Origin of the sequence: Pseudomonas sp. GL-RE-29, assembly GCF_019947275.1 — a bacterium.
GTDB classification, from domain to species: domain Bacteria; phylum Pseudomonadota; class Gammaproteobacteria; order Pseudomonadales; family Pseudomonadaceae; genus Aquipseudomonas; species Aquipseudomonas fluorescens_A.
Genome location: NZ_JAGYGD010000020.1, coordinates 24,692 through 41,817 on the forward strand (window position 1 = coordinate 24,692; position 17,126 = coordinate 41,817).

Below are 17,126 nucleotides of genomic sequence, written 5' to 3' on the forward strand. Positions count from 1 at the left end.
AAAATGAAACCGGTTTCAGAGGTAGAAAAACAATGAAAAAACCAGCCGTTTCCATCAGCCTCTCCAGCTACGGCGCCGACCTTGTGCGCCAACGCGGCCAGGGCAGTTTCATCGACATCCTGGCTGCCGCCGGCGCCACGTGCATTGAATGGCGTGAAGAGCTGCTGACCGACGAAGACCCTGCCCGGTTATCCGATGCCACCCAAGCGGAAGGCCTGGAGAGCGTGTATTCCTCGCCAATGGAGCTGTGGCTGGCCGGTCAGTCCAAACCCAACTCCGAACTGATCACCGCCCTGCAGCGAGCGCAGGCTTTCGGCGCCAAATGGCTGAAAGTCTCGCTGGGTTACTTCACCGACAACAGCGACCTGCACACCCTCGCCCGCGTTCTGAGCGAAAGCCCCGTGCAACTGTTGGTGGAAAATGACCAGACCTTGCACGGCGGCCGTATCGAACCGTTCCAGCGTTTTTTCGCCGACATCGAGCAACACAAACTGCCAATCAAAATGACCTTCGATATCGGCAACTGGCACTGGCAAGACCAGTCCGCCGCCAGCGCCGCGCGACTGCTCGGGCGCCACGTCGGCTACGTGCATTGCAAAGCGGTGACACGCCGCGCGGACGGCAAACTGGTCGCCATCCCGCCAACAGCCATTGACTTGCAAGCGTGGGAACAGCTGCTGCGGCACATGGCCCAAGGCGTTATGCGCGCAGCGGAATATCCGCTGCAAGGCGATGACCTGGTGCAACTGACCCGCGAGCATATCTCCGCCCTCGCCCACCTCGGCCAATCGCAACTGGAGAAAGCTCATGTCTGAGATCGATATCCTGTCGTTCGGCGAAACCATGGCGATGTTTGTCGCCGAGCAGGCTGGCGATCTGGCCAGTGTCAGCGCGTTTCACAAACGCATTGCCGGGGCGGACAGCAACGTCGCCATCGGCTTGTCGCGCCTGGGCTTCAAGGTCGCGTGGCTGAGCCGGGTTGGTGCCGATTCACTGGGCCGGTTCGTAGTCGATACCTTGGAGAAAGAAGGCCTGGATTGCCGTCACGTCGACATCGATACGGCCCACCCCACCGGTTTTCAGTTCAAGTCGCGCACCGACGATGGCAGCGATCCAGTGGTCGAGTATTTCCGTCGCGGTTCCGCGGCCAGCCATCTGTCACCGCATTCAATCGTCCCCGAATTGCTCAAGGCCCGGCACCTGCATGCCACCGGAATTCCGCCGGCGCTGTCGGAAACGGCGCGGCAGATGTCGTTCGAATTGATGACGCGCATGCGCGAGGCTGGCCGCAGCGTGTCATTCGACCCGAACCTGCGCCCGAGCCTATGGGCCAGCGAACAGCAGATGATCACCGAGATCAACCGCCTCGCCGCCCTCGCCCATTGGGTGTTACCGGGGTTGAGCGAAGGTCGCTTGCTCACCGGTTTCGAAGACCCGGCCGACATCGCCGCGTTCTACCTCGACCAGGGCGCCGAAGCGGTGGCAATCAAGCTGGGGCCGCACGGTGCTTACTACCGCACTCATCTTGACCAGGGTTTCGTCGCTGGCGTGCCGGTGGCAACGGTGGTCGATACGGTGGGTGCCGGCGATGGTTTTGCCGTCGGCATGATCAGCGCACTGCTGGAAAACCACAGCTTTGCCGACGCCGTGCAGCGGGCCAACTGGATTGGCAGTCGGGCGGTGCAGAGTCGGGGGGATATGGAGGGGTTGCCCACTCGATCTGAAATGGTCGGCGAATTTGAGGCCGCCATCGCGGGCAAGCCCGCTCCCACAGGTACTGCATCGCCTATGTTGGAGCGGGCTTGCCCGCGATGAGGCCAGCACAGTCAATGAAGATCTAAACACCTGCTGCGACAAAAACAACAAGCTCAGGAGCATCACCCATGAAAACCGCAACGCTCGCCACCCGCCGCTGGTGGTACATCATGCCCATTGTGTTCATCACCTATAGCCTGGCGTACCTCGATCGCGCCAACTACGGTTTCGCCGCCGCCTCCGGCATGGCGGCGGATTTGATGATCACCCCGGGCCTGTCATCGATGCTCGGCGCTTTGTTTTTCCTCGGCTACTTTTTCTTCCAGGTGCCCGGCGCGATCTACGCGCAAAAGCACAGCGTGAAGAAGCTGATCTTCGTCAGCCTGATCCTCTGGGGCAGCCTGGCGACCTTGACCGGGATCGTCTCCAACGCCTACTGGCTGATCGTCATTCGCTTCATGCTCGGCGTGGTCGAGGCGGCGGTGATGCCGGCGATGCTGATCTACCTGTGCCACTGGTTCACCCGCGCCGAACGCTCGCGGGCCAACACCTTCCTGATCCTCGGCAACCCGGTGACCATGCTCTGGATGTCGGTGGTGTCGGGATACCTGGTGCAGCATTACAGCTGGCGCTGGATGTTCATTGTCGAAGGTTTGCCGGCGGTGCTCTGGGCGTTTATCTGGTGGCGTCTGGCCGATGATCGGCCGGCGCAAGCCAAGTGGCTCAGCGATCAGGAAAAACAGGATCTGGAAAGCGCACTGGCCGCCGAACAGGTTGGCATCAAGGCAGTGAAAAACTACGCCGAAGCTTTCCGCTCGCCGAAAGTGATCATCCTCGCCTTGCAGTTTTTCTGCTGGAGCATTGGCGTCTACGGCTTCGTGCTGTGGCTGCCTTCGATCCTCAAGGCTGGCGCAAAAATGGACATGATCGAAGCCGGCTGGCTCTCGGCGCTGCCGTACCTGGCGGCGGTGATCGGTATGCTGTTGGTGTCCTGGGGCTCGGACAAACTGCAAAAACGCAAACGTTTCGTCTGGCCGCCCCTGCTGATTGCCTCGATTGCTTTCTACGGTTCTTACGCCTTGGGCGCTGAACATTTCTGGTGGTCCTACACCTTGCTGGTGATTGCCGGCGCCTGCATGTACGCACCTTACGGACCGTTCTTCGCGATCATTCCGGAGATCCTCCCGGCCAACGTCGCCGGTGGCGCCATGGCGCTGATCAACAGCATGGGCGCGCTCGGTTCGTTCGGCGGTTCCTATCTGGTCGGTTACCTCAACAGCTCCACCGGTTCGCCCGGCGCGTCGTACCTGTTGATGAGCGGCGCGTTGATGCTCTCGGTCGTACTGACGATTTTCCTCAAGCCCGGTGCCAGTGATCGGGAGCGGCCCACGGTCGCCCTAAAGCGCACCGCTGCCCATTCCTGATTGAGATGATGACCATGAAAAAGCAGGTTGTTCTGTACAAGAAACTCTCGCCGCAGCTGATGGCTCGCCTGCACGATCAGGCTGAAGTGACGCTGATCGAAAGCCTGGATGCCGAGGGCCTGGGCAAACTGCGCGACGCCCTGCCCCGCGCCCAAGGCTTGCTCGGCGCCAGCCTGAAACTGGATGCCGGACTGCTGGATCTGGCGCCCCAGCTGGAAGCCATCGCCAGCGTTTCGGTGGGCGTCGATAACTACGACATCGACTACCTCACCGAGCGGCGCATCCTGCTCAGCAACACGCCGGATGTGCTCACCGAAACCACCGCCGATACCGGTTTCGCGCTGATCCTGGCAACCGCCCGCCGCGTCGTGGAACTGGCCAACATGATTCGCCAGGGCCAGTGGACCCGCAACATCGGCCCGGCGCATTTCGGCAGCGATGTGCACGGTAAAACCCTGGGCATCATTGGCATGGGCCGCATTGGCGAGGCCTTGGCCCAGCGCGGGCATTTCGGTTTCGGCATGCCGGTGATCTACCACAGCCACTCGCCGAAACCGGCGGTGGAACAACGGTTCAACGCGCAATACCGAAGCCTGACCGAGCTGTTACAGCAAGCGGATTTCATTTGCCTGACCTTGCCGCTGACGGCCGAAACCGAAGGGCTGATCGGCGCCGAGGAGTTCGCCACGATGCGCCCAGAAAGTATCTTTATCAATATTTCCCGGGGCAAAGTGGTCGATGAGGCGGCGCTGATTGAAGCCTTGCGCACCGGCCAGATTCGCGCGGCGGGGCTGGATGTGTTTGAGCGTGAACCGTTGAATCTGGATTCGCCGTTGTTGCAGTTGAACAACGTGGTGGCGACCCCGCACATCGGCTCGGCCACCCATGAGACTCGGGAGGCCATGGCCACGTGTGCGGTGGACAATCTGCTGGCGGCGCTGGCGGGTGAGCGGCCGCCTAATCTGGTGAATGGGGTTGCCTGGAAGGGTTGAAGATCAAAAATCGCAGTCTACGGCAGCTCCTACAGGGGAACGCATTTCAATGTAGGAGCTGCCGCAGGCTGCGATCTTTTTTCAGGCCCGCCGCGCCTCAAGCAAATCTGTCGCGCACAACGCAATCCGCCGACACGCATCCGCCAGCTGCACCTGATCCACCACCAAGCCGATCCGGATATGTCCCGCCGCACTCGGCCCGAACGCCTCCCCCGCCAACACCGACACGCCATAACCTTCCAGCAGCCGCTCGGCGAAGCGTTGCGCCGTCAGCCCGGTCTGGCGGACATCGGCCATCACGAACATGCCGCCATCCGGGCGAATGGCGCGGATGCCCGGGCATTGGTTCAGGCTGGTACACACCAGGTCGCGACGCTGGCGATACTCCTCACGCATCAACGCCACTTCTGGCAGGTTTTCATCAAGGGCCAATTGCGCGGCGTTCTGGATGAACTCCGGAATGCCAAACAACATGCACAACGACAGATGTTCGAGGTGGTCAGCCATGGTTTTCGGCCCGATCACCCAGCCCACTCGCCAACCGCTCATGGCGTGGGATTTGGACAGGCTGTTGATCGTCGCGGTGCGCTCCCCCATACCCGGCAGGCTTGCCGGACTGATGTGTTCACCCTCGTACAACAAGTCGCTGTACACCTCGTCACTGATCAGCCACAGGTCGTGGCGAATGCACAGTGATGCCAATTCCTGCCAGATCTTCAGCGACAAACTGGCGCCGGAAGGATTGTTCGGACTGTTGAGCAGAATCGCCCGTGTTTTAGGCGTGATACAGGCCGCGACATCCAGCGGATCGACGCGAAAGCCGTTCTCGGGCCGCACCGGCACCGGCACCACTTTCGCCCCGCAGGCGCCGATCACGCCTTCATAGGTCACGTACATCGGTTCGGCAACAATCACCTCATCGCCTGGATCCAGCAGGCATTGCGCAACCGAATACACCGCGCATTGCGCGCCGGGCATGACGATCACGTGGTCAACATCGACCGCCTGACCACTGCGCTGCCGATGTTGACGGGCAATGCTGTTGCGCAGCCCTCGACTGCCGCGCACTTCTGGATAGTGGGTGTCGCCGGCCAACAAACTGGCAATGGCGGCCTGAACGATGGGCGCCGGCGTATCGAAATCCGGATCGCCAATCGACAACAGCAGCACATCGACACCCTGTTCGCGCAATTGCAGCGCTCGATCATGAATCTGCCAGGCCGCCGCTCCGTCACCGGCGATTCGTTGGGTCAAGGCTGAATAGCGCATGTGGTTCTCCTGTCGCGCGGGTATCCAAGCCTCAACCCTATCTCAAATCAACCAATACGCCACCATCAGGCGTGCAAAACCGTGCCGGATTTTCACTGCAAAACTGGTACTTCTAACAGGTCTCAAGGCGCGGGAACCACGCTATAAACGGGGCTGAGCCTATTCGCTGGACGCTGGAACCAAGCCCCCACCAGGAAGGAACCGCCGCGCCCGCCTTATCGATTGAAAATGGGAGTGCCTGTCATGAACCCTCGGACCCCGAACACCGCTAACGCCCGTTCAACCCAACCTGAATACCCCGCCATAACCGCAAAAACGCAGCCAGGCATCGCACTGACTACCCGGGAAAAAGAAGCACTGCTTTGGAGTGCCAAAGGCAAATCGTCCTGGGAAATCAGCCGGATTTTCAATTGCACGGAAGCCGGGGTGAATTATCACTTCAGTAATATCCGGCGCAAGTTTGGGGTGAGTTCGAGGTGGGCGGCGGTGATGATGGCGTTGGAGTTGGGGTTGATTCAGTTGCATTAAGGCGATACCCATCACTCCAACTCATGCAAATCAATAAACAGTCTGGTAACACGCGAGCGTCTCATCGTGTTACCAGAGATTGTTGCTAGTACGAAATGGCGCTCCTTATGTCATTGACCCTTTGTTCTGCCATTTGCGCAGCTCTCGCTTTTGTCTTATCTCGGTAATATTCAACAGGTTTGCCTGCTCGGCGTGGGCGCTGGGAATTCGATACATTTACTCCTCTGGTTGGAGCACTTTGTACGGGGCTTGGGCTTTGAGGATACGGTTTGATTTCCTCGTATGTATGCCCGGCTATAGAGTTGCGTCTACTGGAGGATATGGATGAAGTGTCATCAAGGAAATTGAACGCCTTCATCGCTTTATCACTAGGCGAAGTTGAAGGAAGGCTATCCTGGCGTTGAACTAACGATGATCTTCCGCCACTCGCACGCCAGACGGGTTCCCACTTTTTATATCCGAAATCGCCACCCACTTTTTCGCCCCCTGCCCCTTGCAACTCTATTCTCTTTTGAAGCACCCAATTGTTAGTGACGTCAACATTTCTCGATGCCGCAGTCTTGGCCGGAGCTTTAGCTACGCCCGTGGAAAACACCCTTGAGATCCTCGATGCCAATTTCATGAGCCATCCAAAGCCGCAGGGGATCGTAGCTGTAACTTCCCGGGGTTTCCCCGGGTGCAGCGCTGACGCTGATCAACCGACCCAGCGCGTCATATTCCAGCGTGCGTTGTTCTTCGTCGCTGATCAGGTGACCGTCCAGGTTGTAGTCCAGTGTGATCTCTTTGGGGTAATCCGCATGGGTGTTGGCCACTTTGCGCAGTTGCGTCGGGTCAACGGTGTCATAGGTATAGGTCGCCCGATTGTTGCCCCCTGCGAACGTAGTGAGCACGATCCGCATGTTGTCCAGCTCGCTGAAAGTAAACGCCTGGCTGATGATGGCTTTGTTATAGGGATCAACGGGCGGCTGGGTGCCTGTGCAGTCGTAGCGGGTCAAACGCCCGCGCGGGTCATACCTATAGGTTTCGTCACGCAGTACCACGCCCCCTTCCTCCAGTGTTCGCTGGTCCAGGCCGTCGACATCGTTGTAGACCTGACTCAGTTGTTGCTTGACGCCATTGAGGTCGAATTCGCGCAAGGTTTCCCGATCGAACTCATCGTAAGTCAGGGTGATGCCCACACTCTGCACGCTGGCACTGTCGCTGGTGCGAATCGTTGCAGTGCGCCCCAACGAGTCGTAGGTAAACGTCGAAGTGGTGGTGCCCAGTTGCGTGTGCTCCAGACGCCCCTTGGCATCGTATCGATAGGTTTGTTTCTGGCCCAGGACATCGATGTAACCCGACAAACGACCGAGGCGGCTGTACTCGTAGTTCATGGTGTATTCAGTGCCCTCCACCGTGCGCGTCTCGCTTTTCGGCTCGCCGGTACTGAAATAATCGCGCTTGAGCTGAATGCCCTGCTCCTGGCAAGAAAGTAGACGCGCGTTGTCCTTGTCGTATTCATAGGTGGCCTCGTCGAACAACCCCTCGGCTGCAAACCGGGGAAGCCGGCGCATGACAGGCTCGCTACCCAGTTGCGGCATATACCTGTATTCAATGACCTTACCGCCAGGGGTGGTGACGGTCTTGGGCTCGGTTTGCCCGGGCTCGTAGTCGAACACTTGCTCGCGACCGCCGGTGATCGCCTTGGTTCGACGATCCAGACCGTCGAAAACCTGTTCCCCGAGCACGATGTTGTTGACGCTGATCAGCGTCGGCAAATCTTCGCGACTGTGAGAGGCAAAGTTGCGCCGAACCACGGCGTTGTCCGGCAGGGTGTTTTCGATCAGCCGATCAAAAACGTCGTAGCCGTAGAGCGTCACGCGTTGAACCTGGTCGAATCCAACGGTCTCTTTTTGAGTGCGGCCCAGTCCGTCAAAAAGATTCAGCTGGGCACCCGAGCGGAGTGGTCCGTCACAAAGTTATAGTTCTCATGTTCGTACCTGAGGTCAAATCCGCCTTCGTTCTCCGGCTCCAGCATGAACGTGCTGGGCAAGGTGAATAGCAGTGGCTGCCAGGAAGTACCACCGGTATACGTGCGCTCGGGAAGTAACGTCTCCCACTCGTTGCTCCCCTTGCGGGCGATCTGCAGTCTGAATTTATCTGTTTCGCCGTCGGGCGGATTGCCGCCGAACCACGCGGCAAGGGTGATGGTTTGATCGGTATCGAGTTTTGCCCTGAGAATAAGCCCGGATGCGTCCCCGTCAATCACAATATGCTTCACGTCCGGGGGCTGGACGTCCAGCGGCGTTGCCCCGCCGGAGGGGGTTTGGCCTGTCGCAAGCTGCTGCTCTTTTTTATCTGAACCAGCCATGTTGTCGCTCTCCGTATTCAAAAACCTGGCGCCATGAATTGCCATGGGGCTTGGGCCGGAAAAGCAGACCGAATACAAACCGGGCACTACCCAAACGCATCCCGTCGTTCTGCGCTTGGGAGGAGTAAACCGTGTTTTACGAAAGTGCGTAACTGTCAAAGTTGACAGGTAGCGCTACTTTTTTTGCGCGTTGGGGAGGACTGCGATGCGCCCGTTTAAAGGCGTTTAAGGATACTTCCTGAAAGCCACAAGACCTTGCGCCGTTGCCTACGGGTACGCCAGAATCCGCCGGCTTGTGCGCTCTGGGGGTCATCGGTAACTTGATTCGTGTCACTGATTGTCAGTGATCGGGTTTAGCAGCCCGGTGGTTTTCTAGTGAAATGCACAAGCACTATCAGTCAGGCATTCCCGTGTCTGCACTCGATGGTAGCTGTGCGCAGGGCGCCTTCGGGCGCGCCGGTTTACTAGATCCCCGGTCTGCTAACCTGCGTACAGCTGCCACCCCTTCCGTTTAGCAGCAAAAGGGATAGCACTCCATGTAAGGATCTAGTTATGTTCAAAGTAACGCCGAACCCGCCCGAAACCGATCCAACCTCCCCGTACGAATCCGACTCAACAAAACTCAACGAAGCCGCCGAACGCGCCCTCGACTTCCACTTCCCCTCGATTGCCGACATCAAAGCCACACCGCGCACGGTCAGCACGCTGTTCACCGTCGACCCCGAAGCCTCGTGCGAAACCCTGATGGTGTACCTGGTGGAAACGCTGGCCTCGGTGGACGTGATGGTTCATCAGTTGGTCGATCATCTGGACGGCGGCTCACGCAATGCGCTGCTGGGCATTTCCAACAGTGTGATGCTGGCGGAGATCACGGCGAACCGAGTGCTGGATCAGATTGATCCACCGGAATAGTCAACGTTAACGGAGCTTTTGTGGCGAGGGAGCTTGCTCCCGCTCGGTTGCGCAGCAGCCGCTGATTGTAGGGCCGCTTCGCAGCCCAGCGGGAGCAAGCTCCCTCGCCACAGTTGAGTCAGCGTTGGCGGACAGCCACTTGCCAGACTCGAGCAATGTCCGTCGCTCGCTCACGCAGCAAACGCGGCGCGTCGGCACAGGCCTGTTCCAACGTCATCGGCCCGCTCGCCAGGGCAAACGCGGCATCGATGCCGTGGGCATACAGTTGCTGATAGCCATCGCCCAACGTCCCGGCGATGACAATGACCGGCACGCCATGTTGCCGAGCAATGCGCGCCACACCAAACGGTGTCTTGCCGCGCAGGGTTTGCGCATCGAAACGCCCTTCCCCGGTGATCACCAGATCGGCATTTTTTACCGCACCCGCCAGGCCCACCAATTCGGCCACCACCTCAACCCCGGCCGTGAAATGCGCGCCCAAAAACGCCTTGGCGCCAAACCCCAATCCGCCCGCCGCACCGCTGCCGGGTTCGTCGCGCAGGTCTTTTTCCAACACCTTGGCGCAGTGATCGGCAAAGTGCCCCAGCGCCTGATCCAGTTGCTGAACCTGCTCGGGGGACGCACCTTTTTGCGGACCAAAAATCGCCGAAGCGCCGTGAGGGCCGCACAGTGGATTGTTCACATCCGCCGCGATGTCGAAGCGCACGGCGGCCACGCGTGAATCGAACTCGCTGAGATCAATGCGCACCAATTGCGCCAGCGCCAAGCCGCCCGGCGCCAAAGACTCACCTTGTGCATCCAGCAGCTTCACGCCCAACGCCTGCATCGCGCCGGCGCCGCCGTCATTGGTCGCACTGCCACCAATGGCCAGAATCACCCGTTGTGCGCCAGCGTCCAGCGCCGCGCGAATCAACTCACCCGTGCCGAACGTGCTGCCAATGCGCGCATCGCGCTGCCCCAACGGCACCAACTGCAAACCGCTGGCTTCGGCCATTTCGATGATGGCGGTGTGGCTGTCGGGCAACCAGCCCCACGCGGCATTCACCGGCGCGCCCAATGGCCCGCGAACCACAGTGCGGCGCAATTCGCCATTGCACGCCGCCAGCACCGACTCGACCGTCCCCTCCCCGCCGTCAGCCATTGGGCATTTGATCAGTTGCGCGTCGGGCCAGACGTCGGCGAGTCCAAGGGCGATGGCATCAGCAACGCCTTGCGCACTCAGGCTGTCCTTGAACGAGTCGGGGGCGATGACGATTTTCATGGGTACTCTCCGGTTGTTATGGAGATCATGCTGCCAGTCGACCCGAACAATAACGCCGGGCTGCTGCACAAGCCGCACAGAGGATTATTGTTCATTCCCACAAAAACGACGTAATACCCGTGGGAGCCGGCTTGCTGGCGATGGCGTCGGAACCTTCAACATCAACGTTGTCTGACCCACCGCTATCGCCAGCAAGCCGGCTCCTACAAGGGAATTGTGTCGGTTTGCGGGAGGAGCTGTACGCCAAGATACAGCGCCAGCATCCCGTCCAGCTTCAACGGATCAACGCCGCTAAGCTCAGCAATCCGCTCCATCCGATAACGCAAGCTGTTGCGATGAATGCCCAGCGCTTCAGCACAGGCCTGACTTTGGCCGTCGTGTTCGCACCAACTGCGCAAGGTCGCCAACAACTGACCGTTGTTGTCCTTGGCGATGACCTTGCGCAACGGGTTGAGCAATTCGTCCAGCGCATCGTCGTTGCGATGCCGCCAGAGCATCACCGGCAGTCGATAACGGGTCAGCGTCAATAAGCGCGATTGGGGCAAGACATCGCGCCCATAGGCCAGCAAGTCGCCGACCCGACGATAACAACGGCGCAATCCCGTCAACCCATCAGCCTGCCCGCCCACGGCAATGCGCAGGATGTTCCAGCCGAGGCCGTCGAGTTTTTCCAGCAACCGATCATTTTCGATGTTCTGATTGGCCGGCCGGCACCAGAGCAACGAAGACTTGGCCGAACTCACGCACCAGCTGTCCGGGTAGCGCGAGGTCAGCCAGGCACTGAGTGCTTCGACGGTTTGCCCCGGGCCGTGTTCCAGGCCTAATTCAAACAGGTACGGCACCCGCGTCATTTGCGGTTTGAGGCCAAGTTGTTGCGCTTCGTCGATCAATCGCGGAGAACTGCCGGCATCGCTGAGCAGCAACGCCAGCAGATCATCGCAACGCTGGCGTCGCCATTGTTGCTCGGCCTGCTGATTGCGCTGGCCCACCAGCATCTCGGCGGTCATGCGCACCAGTTCGGCGTAGGTGCGCAATTGCTCGGGTTCGCCGGTGATGCCGAGTACGCCGATCAAACGCTGGTCGAGCATCAGCGGCAGGTTGATGCCCGGCTGCACGCCTTTAAGGTGGATTGCGGTTTGCGCATCGATTTCCACCACGCGGCCGTTGGCCAACACCAGTTGCGCGCCCTCATGCCGGGTGTTGACCCGCTCCGGCTCGCCGCTGCCGAGGATCAGGCCCTGGCTGTCCATGACGTTAACGTTGTACGGCAGGATGGCCATCGCCCGGTCGACGATGTCCTGGGCCAGGTCGTGATCGAGTTCGAACATAGCGGGTTCCTTGAAACGGATGTGGAACGGGTTGTTCAGCCGCACAGGCCTTGGTGGCAAACCCTGTGCTCAGGCACAAAGACAGCAGCCCCGAGGGTGGTCGAGACTCTCTGGGCGATCAACGTTACCCTTTGCATCGCAAAAAATCATAATAAAGAGAGAGCCGCCATGTCACAGAGCGCCGTAGCGTCCCAGGCCATCGCTGACGATAAAAACGCCGTCTACAAGCGCATTACCTTGCGTTTGATCCCCTTCATCTTCATCTGCTACCTGTTCAACTACCTCGACCGGGTGAACGTTGGATTTGCCAAGCTGCAGATGCTCGACGCACTGAAATTCAGCGAAACCGTATACGGCCTCGGGGCCGGAATCTTCTTCATCGGCTACGTGCTGTGCGGCGTACCGAGCAACCTGGCGTTAACCAAATTCGGTCCTCGGCGCTGGATTGCGCTGATGATGATCACCTGGGGCACGCTGTCGACCTGCCTGCTGTTCGTCACCACGCCAACCGAGTTCTACACCTTGCGCCTGTTCACCGGCGCGGCCGAAGCCGGGTTCTTCCCGGGCGTGGTGTTGTACCTCTCGCAGTGGTTCCCGACCTTCCGCCGTGGCCGCATCATGGCGCTGTTCATGTCGGCGATCCCGGTGTCCGGCCTGCTCGGCAGCCCGTTCTCTGGCTGGATTCTGAATCACTTCGCGGCGGGTCAAGGTGGTTTGGCCGGTTGGCAGTGGATGTTCCTGCTGCAAGGTATTCCGACGGTGATCCTCGGTGCGCTGGCGTATTTCCTGCTCAGTGACAGTTACGCCAATGCCAAATGGCTCACGCCGTTCGAGCGCTCGGTGCTGGAAGCGGACCACGCTGAAGATCTGGCCAACAAGCCGAAAACCACCACCGACTCGCTACTGGCGGTGTTCAAGAACCCGGCGATCTGGGCGTTCGGTTTGATCTATTTCTGCATCCAGAGCGGTGTCTACGCGATCAACTTCTGGCTGCCGTCGATCATCAAGAACCTGGGCTTCGGCGATAACCTGGTGATCGGTTGGTTGAGTGCGATTCCGTATCTGCTGGCCGCGCTGTTCATGTTGTTTGTCGGTCGCTCGGCCGACCTGCGCAAAGAACGCCGCTGGCACTTGGTGGTGCCGATGCTGATGGGCGCTTTGGGCTTGCTGATTGCGGTGAACTTCGCCGCCAACCCGGCCATCGCCATCCTCGGTCTGACCATCGCCACCATGGGCGCCCTCACCGGCCTGCCGATGTTCTGGCCGGTGCCGACGGCGCTGCTCAGTGCTGGCGCTGCTGCGGGCGGCCTGGCGTTGATCAACTCCATGGGGCAAATGGCCGGGTTCCTCAGCCCGTACCTGGTGGGTTGGGTCAAGGACAGCACCGGTTCGACCGATGCGGCGTTATATCTGCTGGCGGGTGTGATTGTTTGCGGGAGTTTGTTGGCGTTGCGCATGACCCGTACCCTGCGCGCCTGATCAACACAAATCCCTGTGAGAGCGAGCTTGCTTGCGATTGCGGTTTAACATTCAACATCTTTGTTGACTGACACTGCGCCATCGCGAGCAAACTCGCTCCCACAGTTTGATCTGCGGTGCTTGATATTTCTGTTTGATACCCGCGATTGTTCTGGTATTTGATTGAGCCTTTCCCTCCGGCAAAAGGATTTCCTCATGAGCTACCGCACGCTGGGTCATTCGGGTTTGCAGGTGTCCACCCTGACCCTGGGCACCATGATGTTCGGCGAACAGACCAGCACCGAAGATTCCCTGCGGATCATCGACAAGGCCTGGGATCAGGGCATCAATTTCATCGACACTGCCGACGTTTACACCAACGGCCACTCCGAAGAAATCGTCGGCGAAGCCATCGCCAGTCGCCGCCACGAATGGGTGCTGGCGACCAAGGTCGGTTTCGGTCCGGTGGACGGCGTGCCGAACCGCAGCGGCTTGAGCCGCAAGCACATCTTCAACGGCATCGACGCCAGCCTGACGCGCCTGGGTACCGACTATCTCGACATCTACTACCTGCACCGCGAAGACCACAACACGCCGCTGGAAGTGACGGTGTCGGCCATCGGCGATCTGATTCGCCAAGGCAAAATCCGCTATTGGGGCTTGTCGAATTACCGTGGCTGGCGCATCGCCGAGGTGATTCGCATCGCCGACAAACTCGGTGTCGACCGTCCCGTCATCAGCCAGCCGCTGTACAACATCGTCAATCGCCAGGCTGAAACCGAACAGATCACCGCCGCGCAAAACTACGGACTCGGCGTCGTGCCTTACAGCCCGTTGGCGCGCGGTGTGCTCAGCGGCAAGTACGCGCCCGATGTAAAACCGGACGCCAATAGCCGAGCTGGTCGAGCCGACAAGCGCATCCTGGAAACCGAATGGCGTGTGGAGTCACTGCGCATTGCTCAGCAGATTCAGCAATACACCCAAGAGCGTGGCGTCGGCATTGTTGAATTCGCGATCGCGTGGGTTCTCAACAACAGCGCCGTCACCTCGGCCATCGTCGGCCCGCGCACCGAACAACAGTGGGATGCCTACACTAAGGCGCAGGCGGTGAAGATTACGGCTGAGGATGAAGCGTTTATCGATTCGCTGGTGACACCGGGGCATGCCTCGACACCGGGATTCAACGACGTGAGTCATTTTGTGTCTGGCCGTAAACCACGCGCTAACTGAAGCAACACAAAACCCACTGTAGGAGCGAGCCTGCTCGCGATGGCGGTACTACATTCAACAGAGATGTTGATTGGAAGATCGCTATCGCGAGCAGGCTCGCTCCCACAAGGTCCGTGTTGATTGATCGTTCAATACTCGTCTGAAATCTGTGGGAGCTAGCCTGCTCGCGATAGCAGATTCACATTCAACATCAATGTTGGCTGATTCACCGCCATCGCGAGCAGGCTCACTCCTACAGGGTTTTGAGTCCTGGCAGCAATGTTGAAAATATCGATCAACCGGCCAATATTCAGCACAAAAACCACGTATCCTCCGCAGCCCGTTTTACCGTCTACTTCGCGAGGACAGTTTGTCTAAAGGTATCGCTTTATCGGTCACAGCCTCGGTGCTGTTTGCCGTCATGTATTACTACACATCGCTGCTCACCCCGTTGAGTGGCGTGGAAATTTTTGGCTGGCGGATGTTGCTGACCGTGCCGTGCATGACGGTGTTCATGGTCGTGTCCGGGGAATGGAAACGGGTGGCCGAGATTGTGCGACGCGTCATGGCCAAGCCAAAACTGATGGCCGCGCTGATCGCCTCCTCTGCGCTGCTCGGCGTGCAACTCTGGCTGTTCATGTGGGCGCCGCTCAATGGCTACAGCCTGGATGTGTCGCTGGGTTATTTCCTGTTGCCGCTGACCATGGTCCTGACGGGCCGGCTCGCCTATGGCGAACGCCTGTCTTACCTGCAAAAGATCGCGGTGTTTTTCGCCTGTCTCGGGGTTATCAATGAGCTGTACCAGGTCGGCGGTTTTTCCTGGGCGACCTTGCTGGTGTGCATTGGCTATCCAACCTATTTCGTCCTGCGCAAGCGTCTGGCAACGGACAACCTCGGCGGGTTATGGATGGACATGGCCCTGACGCTGCCCGTGGCATTCTGGTTCGTGCAGAGTGGCGAACAAGGCTTCAATGTGTTTGATCAGCACCCGTGGCTGTCGCTGCTGATCCCGTTGCTTGGCGTGATCAGCGCCTCGGCGATGGTGGTCTACATCATCGCCAGTCGCTTGCTGCCGTTCAGCCTGTTCGGGTTGTTGAGCTACGTCGAACCGGTGTTGTTACTCGGCGTCGCGTTGTTGCTGGGGGAAAGTATCAAGGCAGGAGAATGGCTGACCTACATTCCGATCTGGATGGCGGTGCTGGTGTTAGTGTTTGAAGGGTTCAAGCATTTGATGCGGCAGCGCAGGCCTTAAAAACAAAAGATCGCAGCCTGCGGCAGCTCCTACATGGGTTTTACATTCCCCTGTAGGAGCTGCCGCAGGCTGCGATCTTTTGATCTTTACCAAGAATCAGTCGGTGGAAAGAACACCACGACGAACCTGGTCACGTTCAATCGACTCGAACAACGCCTTGAAATTGCCCTCACCGAAACCATCGTCGCCTTTGCGCTGGATGAATTCGAAGAACACCGGCCCCATTAGGGTTTCCGAGAAGATCTGCAGCAGCAGGCGCTTGTCGCCCGACTCGGACGAACCGTCCAGCAAAATGCCCCGCGCTTGCAGTTCGCCCACTGGCTCGCCGTGGTTCGGCAAACGGCCTTCGAGCATTTCGTAGTAGGTGTCCGGCGGCGCGGTCATGAAGCGCATGCCGATGCTTTTCAGGTGATCCCAGGTCTTGATCAGGTCATCGGCCAGGAAAGCAACGTGCTGGATGCCCTCGCCGTTGAACTGCATCAGGAACTCTTCGATCTGCCCGGCGCCCTTGGACGACTCTTCGTTTAACGGGATGCGGATCATGCCGTCCGGCGCGGTCATCGCCTTGGAGGTCAGGCCGGTGTATTCGCCCTTGATGTCGAAGTAGCGGATCTCGCGGAAGTTGAACAGCTTCTCGTAGAAGTTCGCCCAGTAGGCCATGCGCCCACGGTACACGTTGTGGGTCAGGTGATCGATGATCTTCAGACCGGCACCGACCGGGTTGCGGTCAACGCCTTCAATGAACACGAAATCGATGTCGTAGATCGAGCTGCCTTCACCGAAACGGTCGATCAGGTACAGCGGCGCGCCGCCAATGCCTTTGATCGCCGGCAGGTGCAGCTCCATCGGGCCGGTTTCGATGTGGATCGGCTGGGCGCCGAGTTCCAGGGCACGCTTGTAGGCTTTTTGCGAATCCTTGACGCGGAACGCCATGCCACACACCGACGGACCATGCTCGGCGGCGAAGTACGAGGCGACGCTGTTCGGTTCGTTGTTGAGGATCAGGTTGATCGCGCCCTGGCGATACAGGTGCACGTCTTTGGAGCGGTGGGTCGCCACCTTGGTGAAGCCCATGATCTCGAAGATCGGCTCCAGGGTGTTCGGGGTTGGCGATGCGAATTCGATGAACTCAAAGCCCATCAAGCCCATTGGGTTTTCGTATAAATCTGCCATTTTGGCGCCTCATCATGCTTTTAGAATTAACAAATGTCAGTTGCTAGCAATGCTGAGACCGGTGGGTGGCGCGCAGGAGATGCCCCGCACGCTGCGGGCGAGGAAGTCACCGTAGATCAATTGGAACCCAAATATCTTCATTGTCGACCCAAGGCTCTTGCGGGCGAGGCTTCTGCTGCCAGAAGACGATTATTCTTGTATGCGTAACCTGATTC

15 protein-coding genes are annotated in these 17,126 nt (G+C 59.1%); 9 read left to right on the plus strand and 6 right to left on the minus strand.

Annotation, left to right across the window (positions count from 1 at the left end; all coding sequences use genetic code 11):
• Positions 1-32: 32 nt before the first annotated feature.
• The 4 genes from KGB21_RS17410 (at position 33) to KGB21_RS17425 (ending at position 4,171) form a co-directional block, all read left to right on the plus strand.
• On the plus strand, positions 33-815 hold the full coding sequence (locus tag KGB21_RS17410) for a sugar phosphate isomerase/epimerase family protein (protein ID WP_223505980.1): 783 nt from the start codon (positions 33-35) through the stop codon (positions 813-815).
• Positions 808-1,815, plus strand: a complete 1,008-nt coding sequence (locus KGB21_RS17415) for a sugar kinase (protein WP_223505981.1) — start codon at positions 808-810, stop codon at positions 1,813-1,815. The genes KGB21_RS17410 and KGB21_RS17415 overlap by 8 nt, the downstream gene beginning before the upstream one ends.
• A gap of 68 nt (positions 1,816-1,883) precedes the next feature.
• Positions 1,884-3,179 carry an MFS transporter gene (locus KGB21_RS17420; protein ID WP_223505982.1) on the plus strand — a complete coding sequence of 432 codons (1,296 nt, stop codon included), beginning with the start codon at positions 1,884-1,886 and terminating at the stop codon, positions 3,177-3,179.
• Positions 3,180-3,193: 14 nt separating this feature from the next.
• Positions 3,194-4,171, plus strand: a complete 978-nt coding sequence (locus tag KGB21_RS17425; protein WP_223505983.1) for a 2-hydroxyacid dehydrogenase — start codon at positions 3,194-3,196, stop codon at positions 4,169-4,171.
• 81 nt (positions 4,172-4,252) lie between these two features.
• On the opposite strand, the gene KGB21_RS17430 is transcribed toward KGB21_RS17425, so the two are convergent.
• On the minus strand, positions 4,253-5,440 hold the full coding sequence (locus KGB21_RS17430; RefSeq protein ID WP_223505984.1) for a pyridoxal phosphate-dependent aminotransferase: 1,188 nt from the start codon (positions 5,438-5,440) through the stop codon (positions 4,253-4,255).
• 243 nt (positions 5,441-5,683) lie between these two features.
• Here KGB21_RS17430 and KGB21_RS17435 point away from each other — a divergent pair, with 243 nt between their 5' ends.
• Positions 5,684-5,968, plus strand: a complete 285-nt coding sequence (locus tag KGB21_RS17435; RefSeq protein ID WP_223505985.1) for a helix-turn-helix transcriptional regulator — start codon at positions 5,684-5,686, stop codon at positions 5,966-5,968.
• A gap of 572 nt (positions 5,969-6,540) precedes the next feature.
• Here the strand turns inward: KGB21_RS17435 and KGB21_RS29465 are convergent.
• Both KGB21_RS29465 and KGB21_RS17445 read right to left on the minus strand, forming a co-directional pair.
• A complete protein-coding gene (locus KGB21_RS29465; RefSeq protein WP_223505986.1) occupies positions 6,541-7,827 on the minus strand; it encodes a hypothetical protein in 1,287 nt (428 codons plus the stop codon).
• Between the two features lie 62 nt (positions 7,828-7,889).
• Positions 7,890-8,318, minus strand: coding sequence for a hypothetical protein (locus KGB21_RS17445; RefSeq protein ID WP_223505987.1), 429 nt, complete (start codon positions 8,316-8,318; stop codon positions 7,890-7,892).
• A 552-nt stretch (positions 8,319-8,870) separates the two neighbouring features.
• On the opposite strand from KGB21_RS17445, the gene KGB21_RS17450 reads away from it, so the two are divergent.
• A complete protein-coding gene (locus KGB21_RS17450) occupies positions 8,871-9,230 on the plus strand; it encodes a DUF6124 family protein (RefSeq protein ID WP_223505988.1) in 360 nt (119 codons plus the stop codon).
• Between the two features lie 118 nt (positions 9,231-9,348).
• Here KGB21_RS17450 and KGB21_RS17455 read toward each other — a convergent pair whose 3' ends face one another.
• Both KGB21_RS17455 and KGB21_RS17460 read right to left on the minus strand, forming a co-directional pair.
• Positions 9,349-10,491 (minus strand): glycerate kinase, encoded by a 1,143-nt coding sequence (locus KGB21_RS17455; RefSeq protein WP_223505989.1) that lies wholly within the window; start codon positions 10,489-10,491, stop codon positions 9,349-9,351.
• A gap of 203 nt (positions 10,492-10,694) precedes the next feature.
• A complete protein-coding gene (locus tag KGB21_RS17460; RefSeq protein ID WP_223505990.1) occupies positions 10,695-11,819 on the minus strand; it encodes a sugar diacid recognition domain-containing protein in 1,125 nt (374 codons plus the stop codon).
• A gap of 168 nt (positions 11,820-11,987) precedes the next feature.
• Here KGB21_RS17460 and KGB21_RS17465 point away from each other — a divergent pair, with 168 nt between their 5' ends.
• The 3 genes from KGB21_RS17465 to rarD all read left to right on the plus strand — a co-directional run bounded on the left by KGB21_RS17465 (position 11,988) and on the right by rarD (position 15,738).
• Positions 11,988-13,298, plus strand: a complete 1,311-nt coding sequence (locus tag KGB21_RS17465; RefSeq protein WP_223505991.1) for an MFS transporter — start codon at positions 11,988-11,990, stop codon at positions 13,296-13,298.
• Between the two features lie 195 nt (positions 13,299-13,493).
• Entirely contained in the window at positions 13,494-14,507 is a 1,014-nt protein-coding gene (locus tag KGB21_RS17470; protein WP_223505992.1) for an aldo/keto reductase, read from the plus strand.
• Positions 14,508-14,856: 349 nt separating this feature from the next.
• On the plus strand, positions 14,857-15,738 hold the full coding sequence (gene rarD, locus KGB21_RS17475; RefSeq protein WP_223505993.1) for an EamA family transporter RarD: 882 nt from the start codon (positions 14,857-14,859) through the stop codon (positions 15,736-15,738).
• A 96-nt stretch (positions 15,739-15,834) separates the two neighbouring features.
• On the opposite strand, the gene hppD is transcribed toward rarD, so the two are convergent.
• Positions 15,835-16,911, minus strand: a complete 1,077-nt coding sequence (gene hppD / locus KGB21_RS17480) for a 4-hydroxyphenylpyruvate dioxygenase (protein ID WP_034147117.1) — start codon at positions 16,909-16,911, stop codon at positions 15,835-15,837.
• Positions 16,912-17,126 lie beyond the last annotated feature (215 nt).

Coding starts and splice junctions, on each gene's coding strand:
- KGB21_RS17410 (WP_223505980.1), top strand. CDS start 33: ATGAAAAAACCAGCCGTTTCCATCAGCCTCTCCAGCTACGGCGCCGAC.
- KGB21_RS17415 (WP_223505981.1), top strand. CDS start 808: ATGTCTGAGATCGATATCCTGTCGTTCGGCGAAACCATGGCGATGTTT.
- KGB21_RS17420 (WP_223505982.1), top strand. CDS start 1,884: ATGAAAACCGCAACGCTCGCCACCCGCCGCTGGTGGTACATCATGCCC.
- KGB21_RS17425 (WP_223505983.1), top strand. CDS start 3,194: ATGAAAAAGCAGGTTGTTCTGTACAAGAAACTCTCGCCGCAGCTGATG.
- KGB21_RS17430 (WP_223505984.1), bottom strand. CDS start 5,440: ATGCGCTATTCAGCCTTGACCCAACGAATCGCCGGTGACGGAGCGGCG.
- KGB21_RS17435 (WP_223505985.1), top strand. CDS start 5,684: ATGAACCCTCGGACCCCGAACACCGCTAACGCCCGTTCAACCCAACCT.
- KGB21_RS17445 (WP_223505987.1), bottom strand. CDS start 8,318: ATGGCTGGTTCAGATAAAAAAGAGCAGCAGCTTGCGACAGGCCAAACC.
- KGB21_RS17450 (WP_223505988.1), top strand. CDS start 8,871: ATGTTCAAAGTAACGCCGAACCCGCCCGAAACCGATCCAACCTCCCCG.
- KGB21_RS17455 (WP_223505989.1), bottom strand. CDS start 10,491: ATGAAAATCGTCATCGCCCCCGACTCGTTCAAGGACAGCCTGAGTGCG.
- KGB21_RS17460 (WP_223505990.1), bottom strand. CDS start 11,819: ATGTTCGAACTCGATCACGACCTGGCCCAGGACATCGTCGACCGGGCG.
- KGB21_RS17465 (WP_223505991.1), top strand. CDS start 11,988: ATGTCACAGAGCGCCGTAGCGTCCCAGGCCATCGCTGACGATAAAAAC.
- KGB21_RS17470 (WP_223505992.1), top strand. CDS start 13,494: ATGAGCTACCGCACGCTGGGTCATTCGGGTTTGCAGGTGTCCACCCTG.
- hppD (WP_034147117.1), bottom strand. CDS start 16,911: ATGGCAGATTTATACGAAAACCCAATGGGCTTGATGGGCTTTGAGTTC.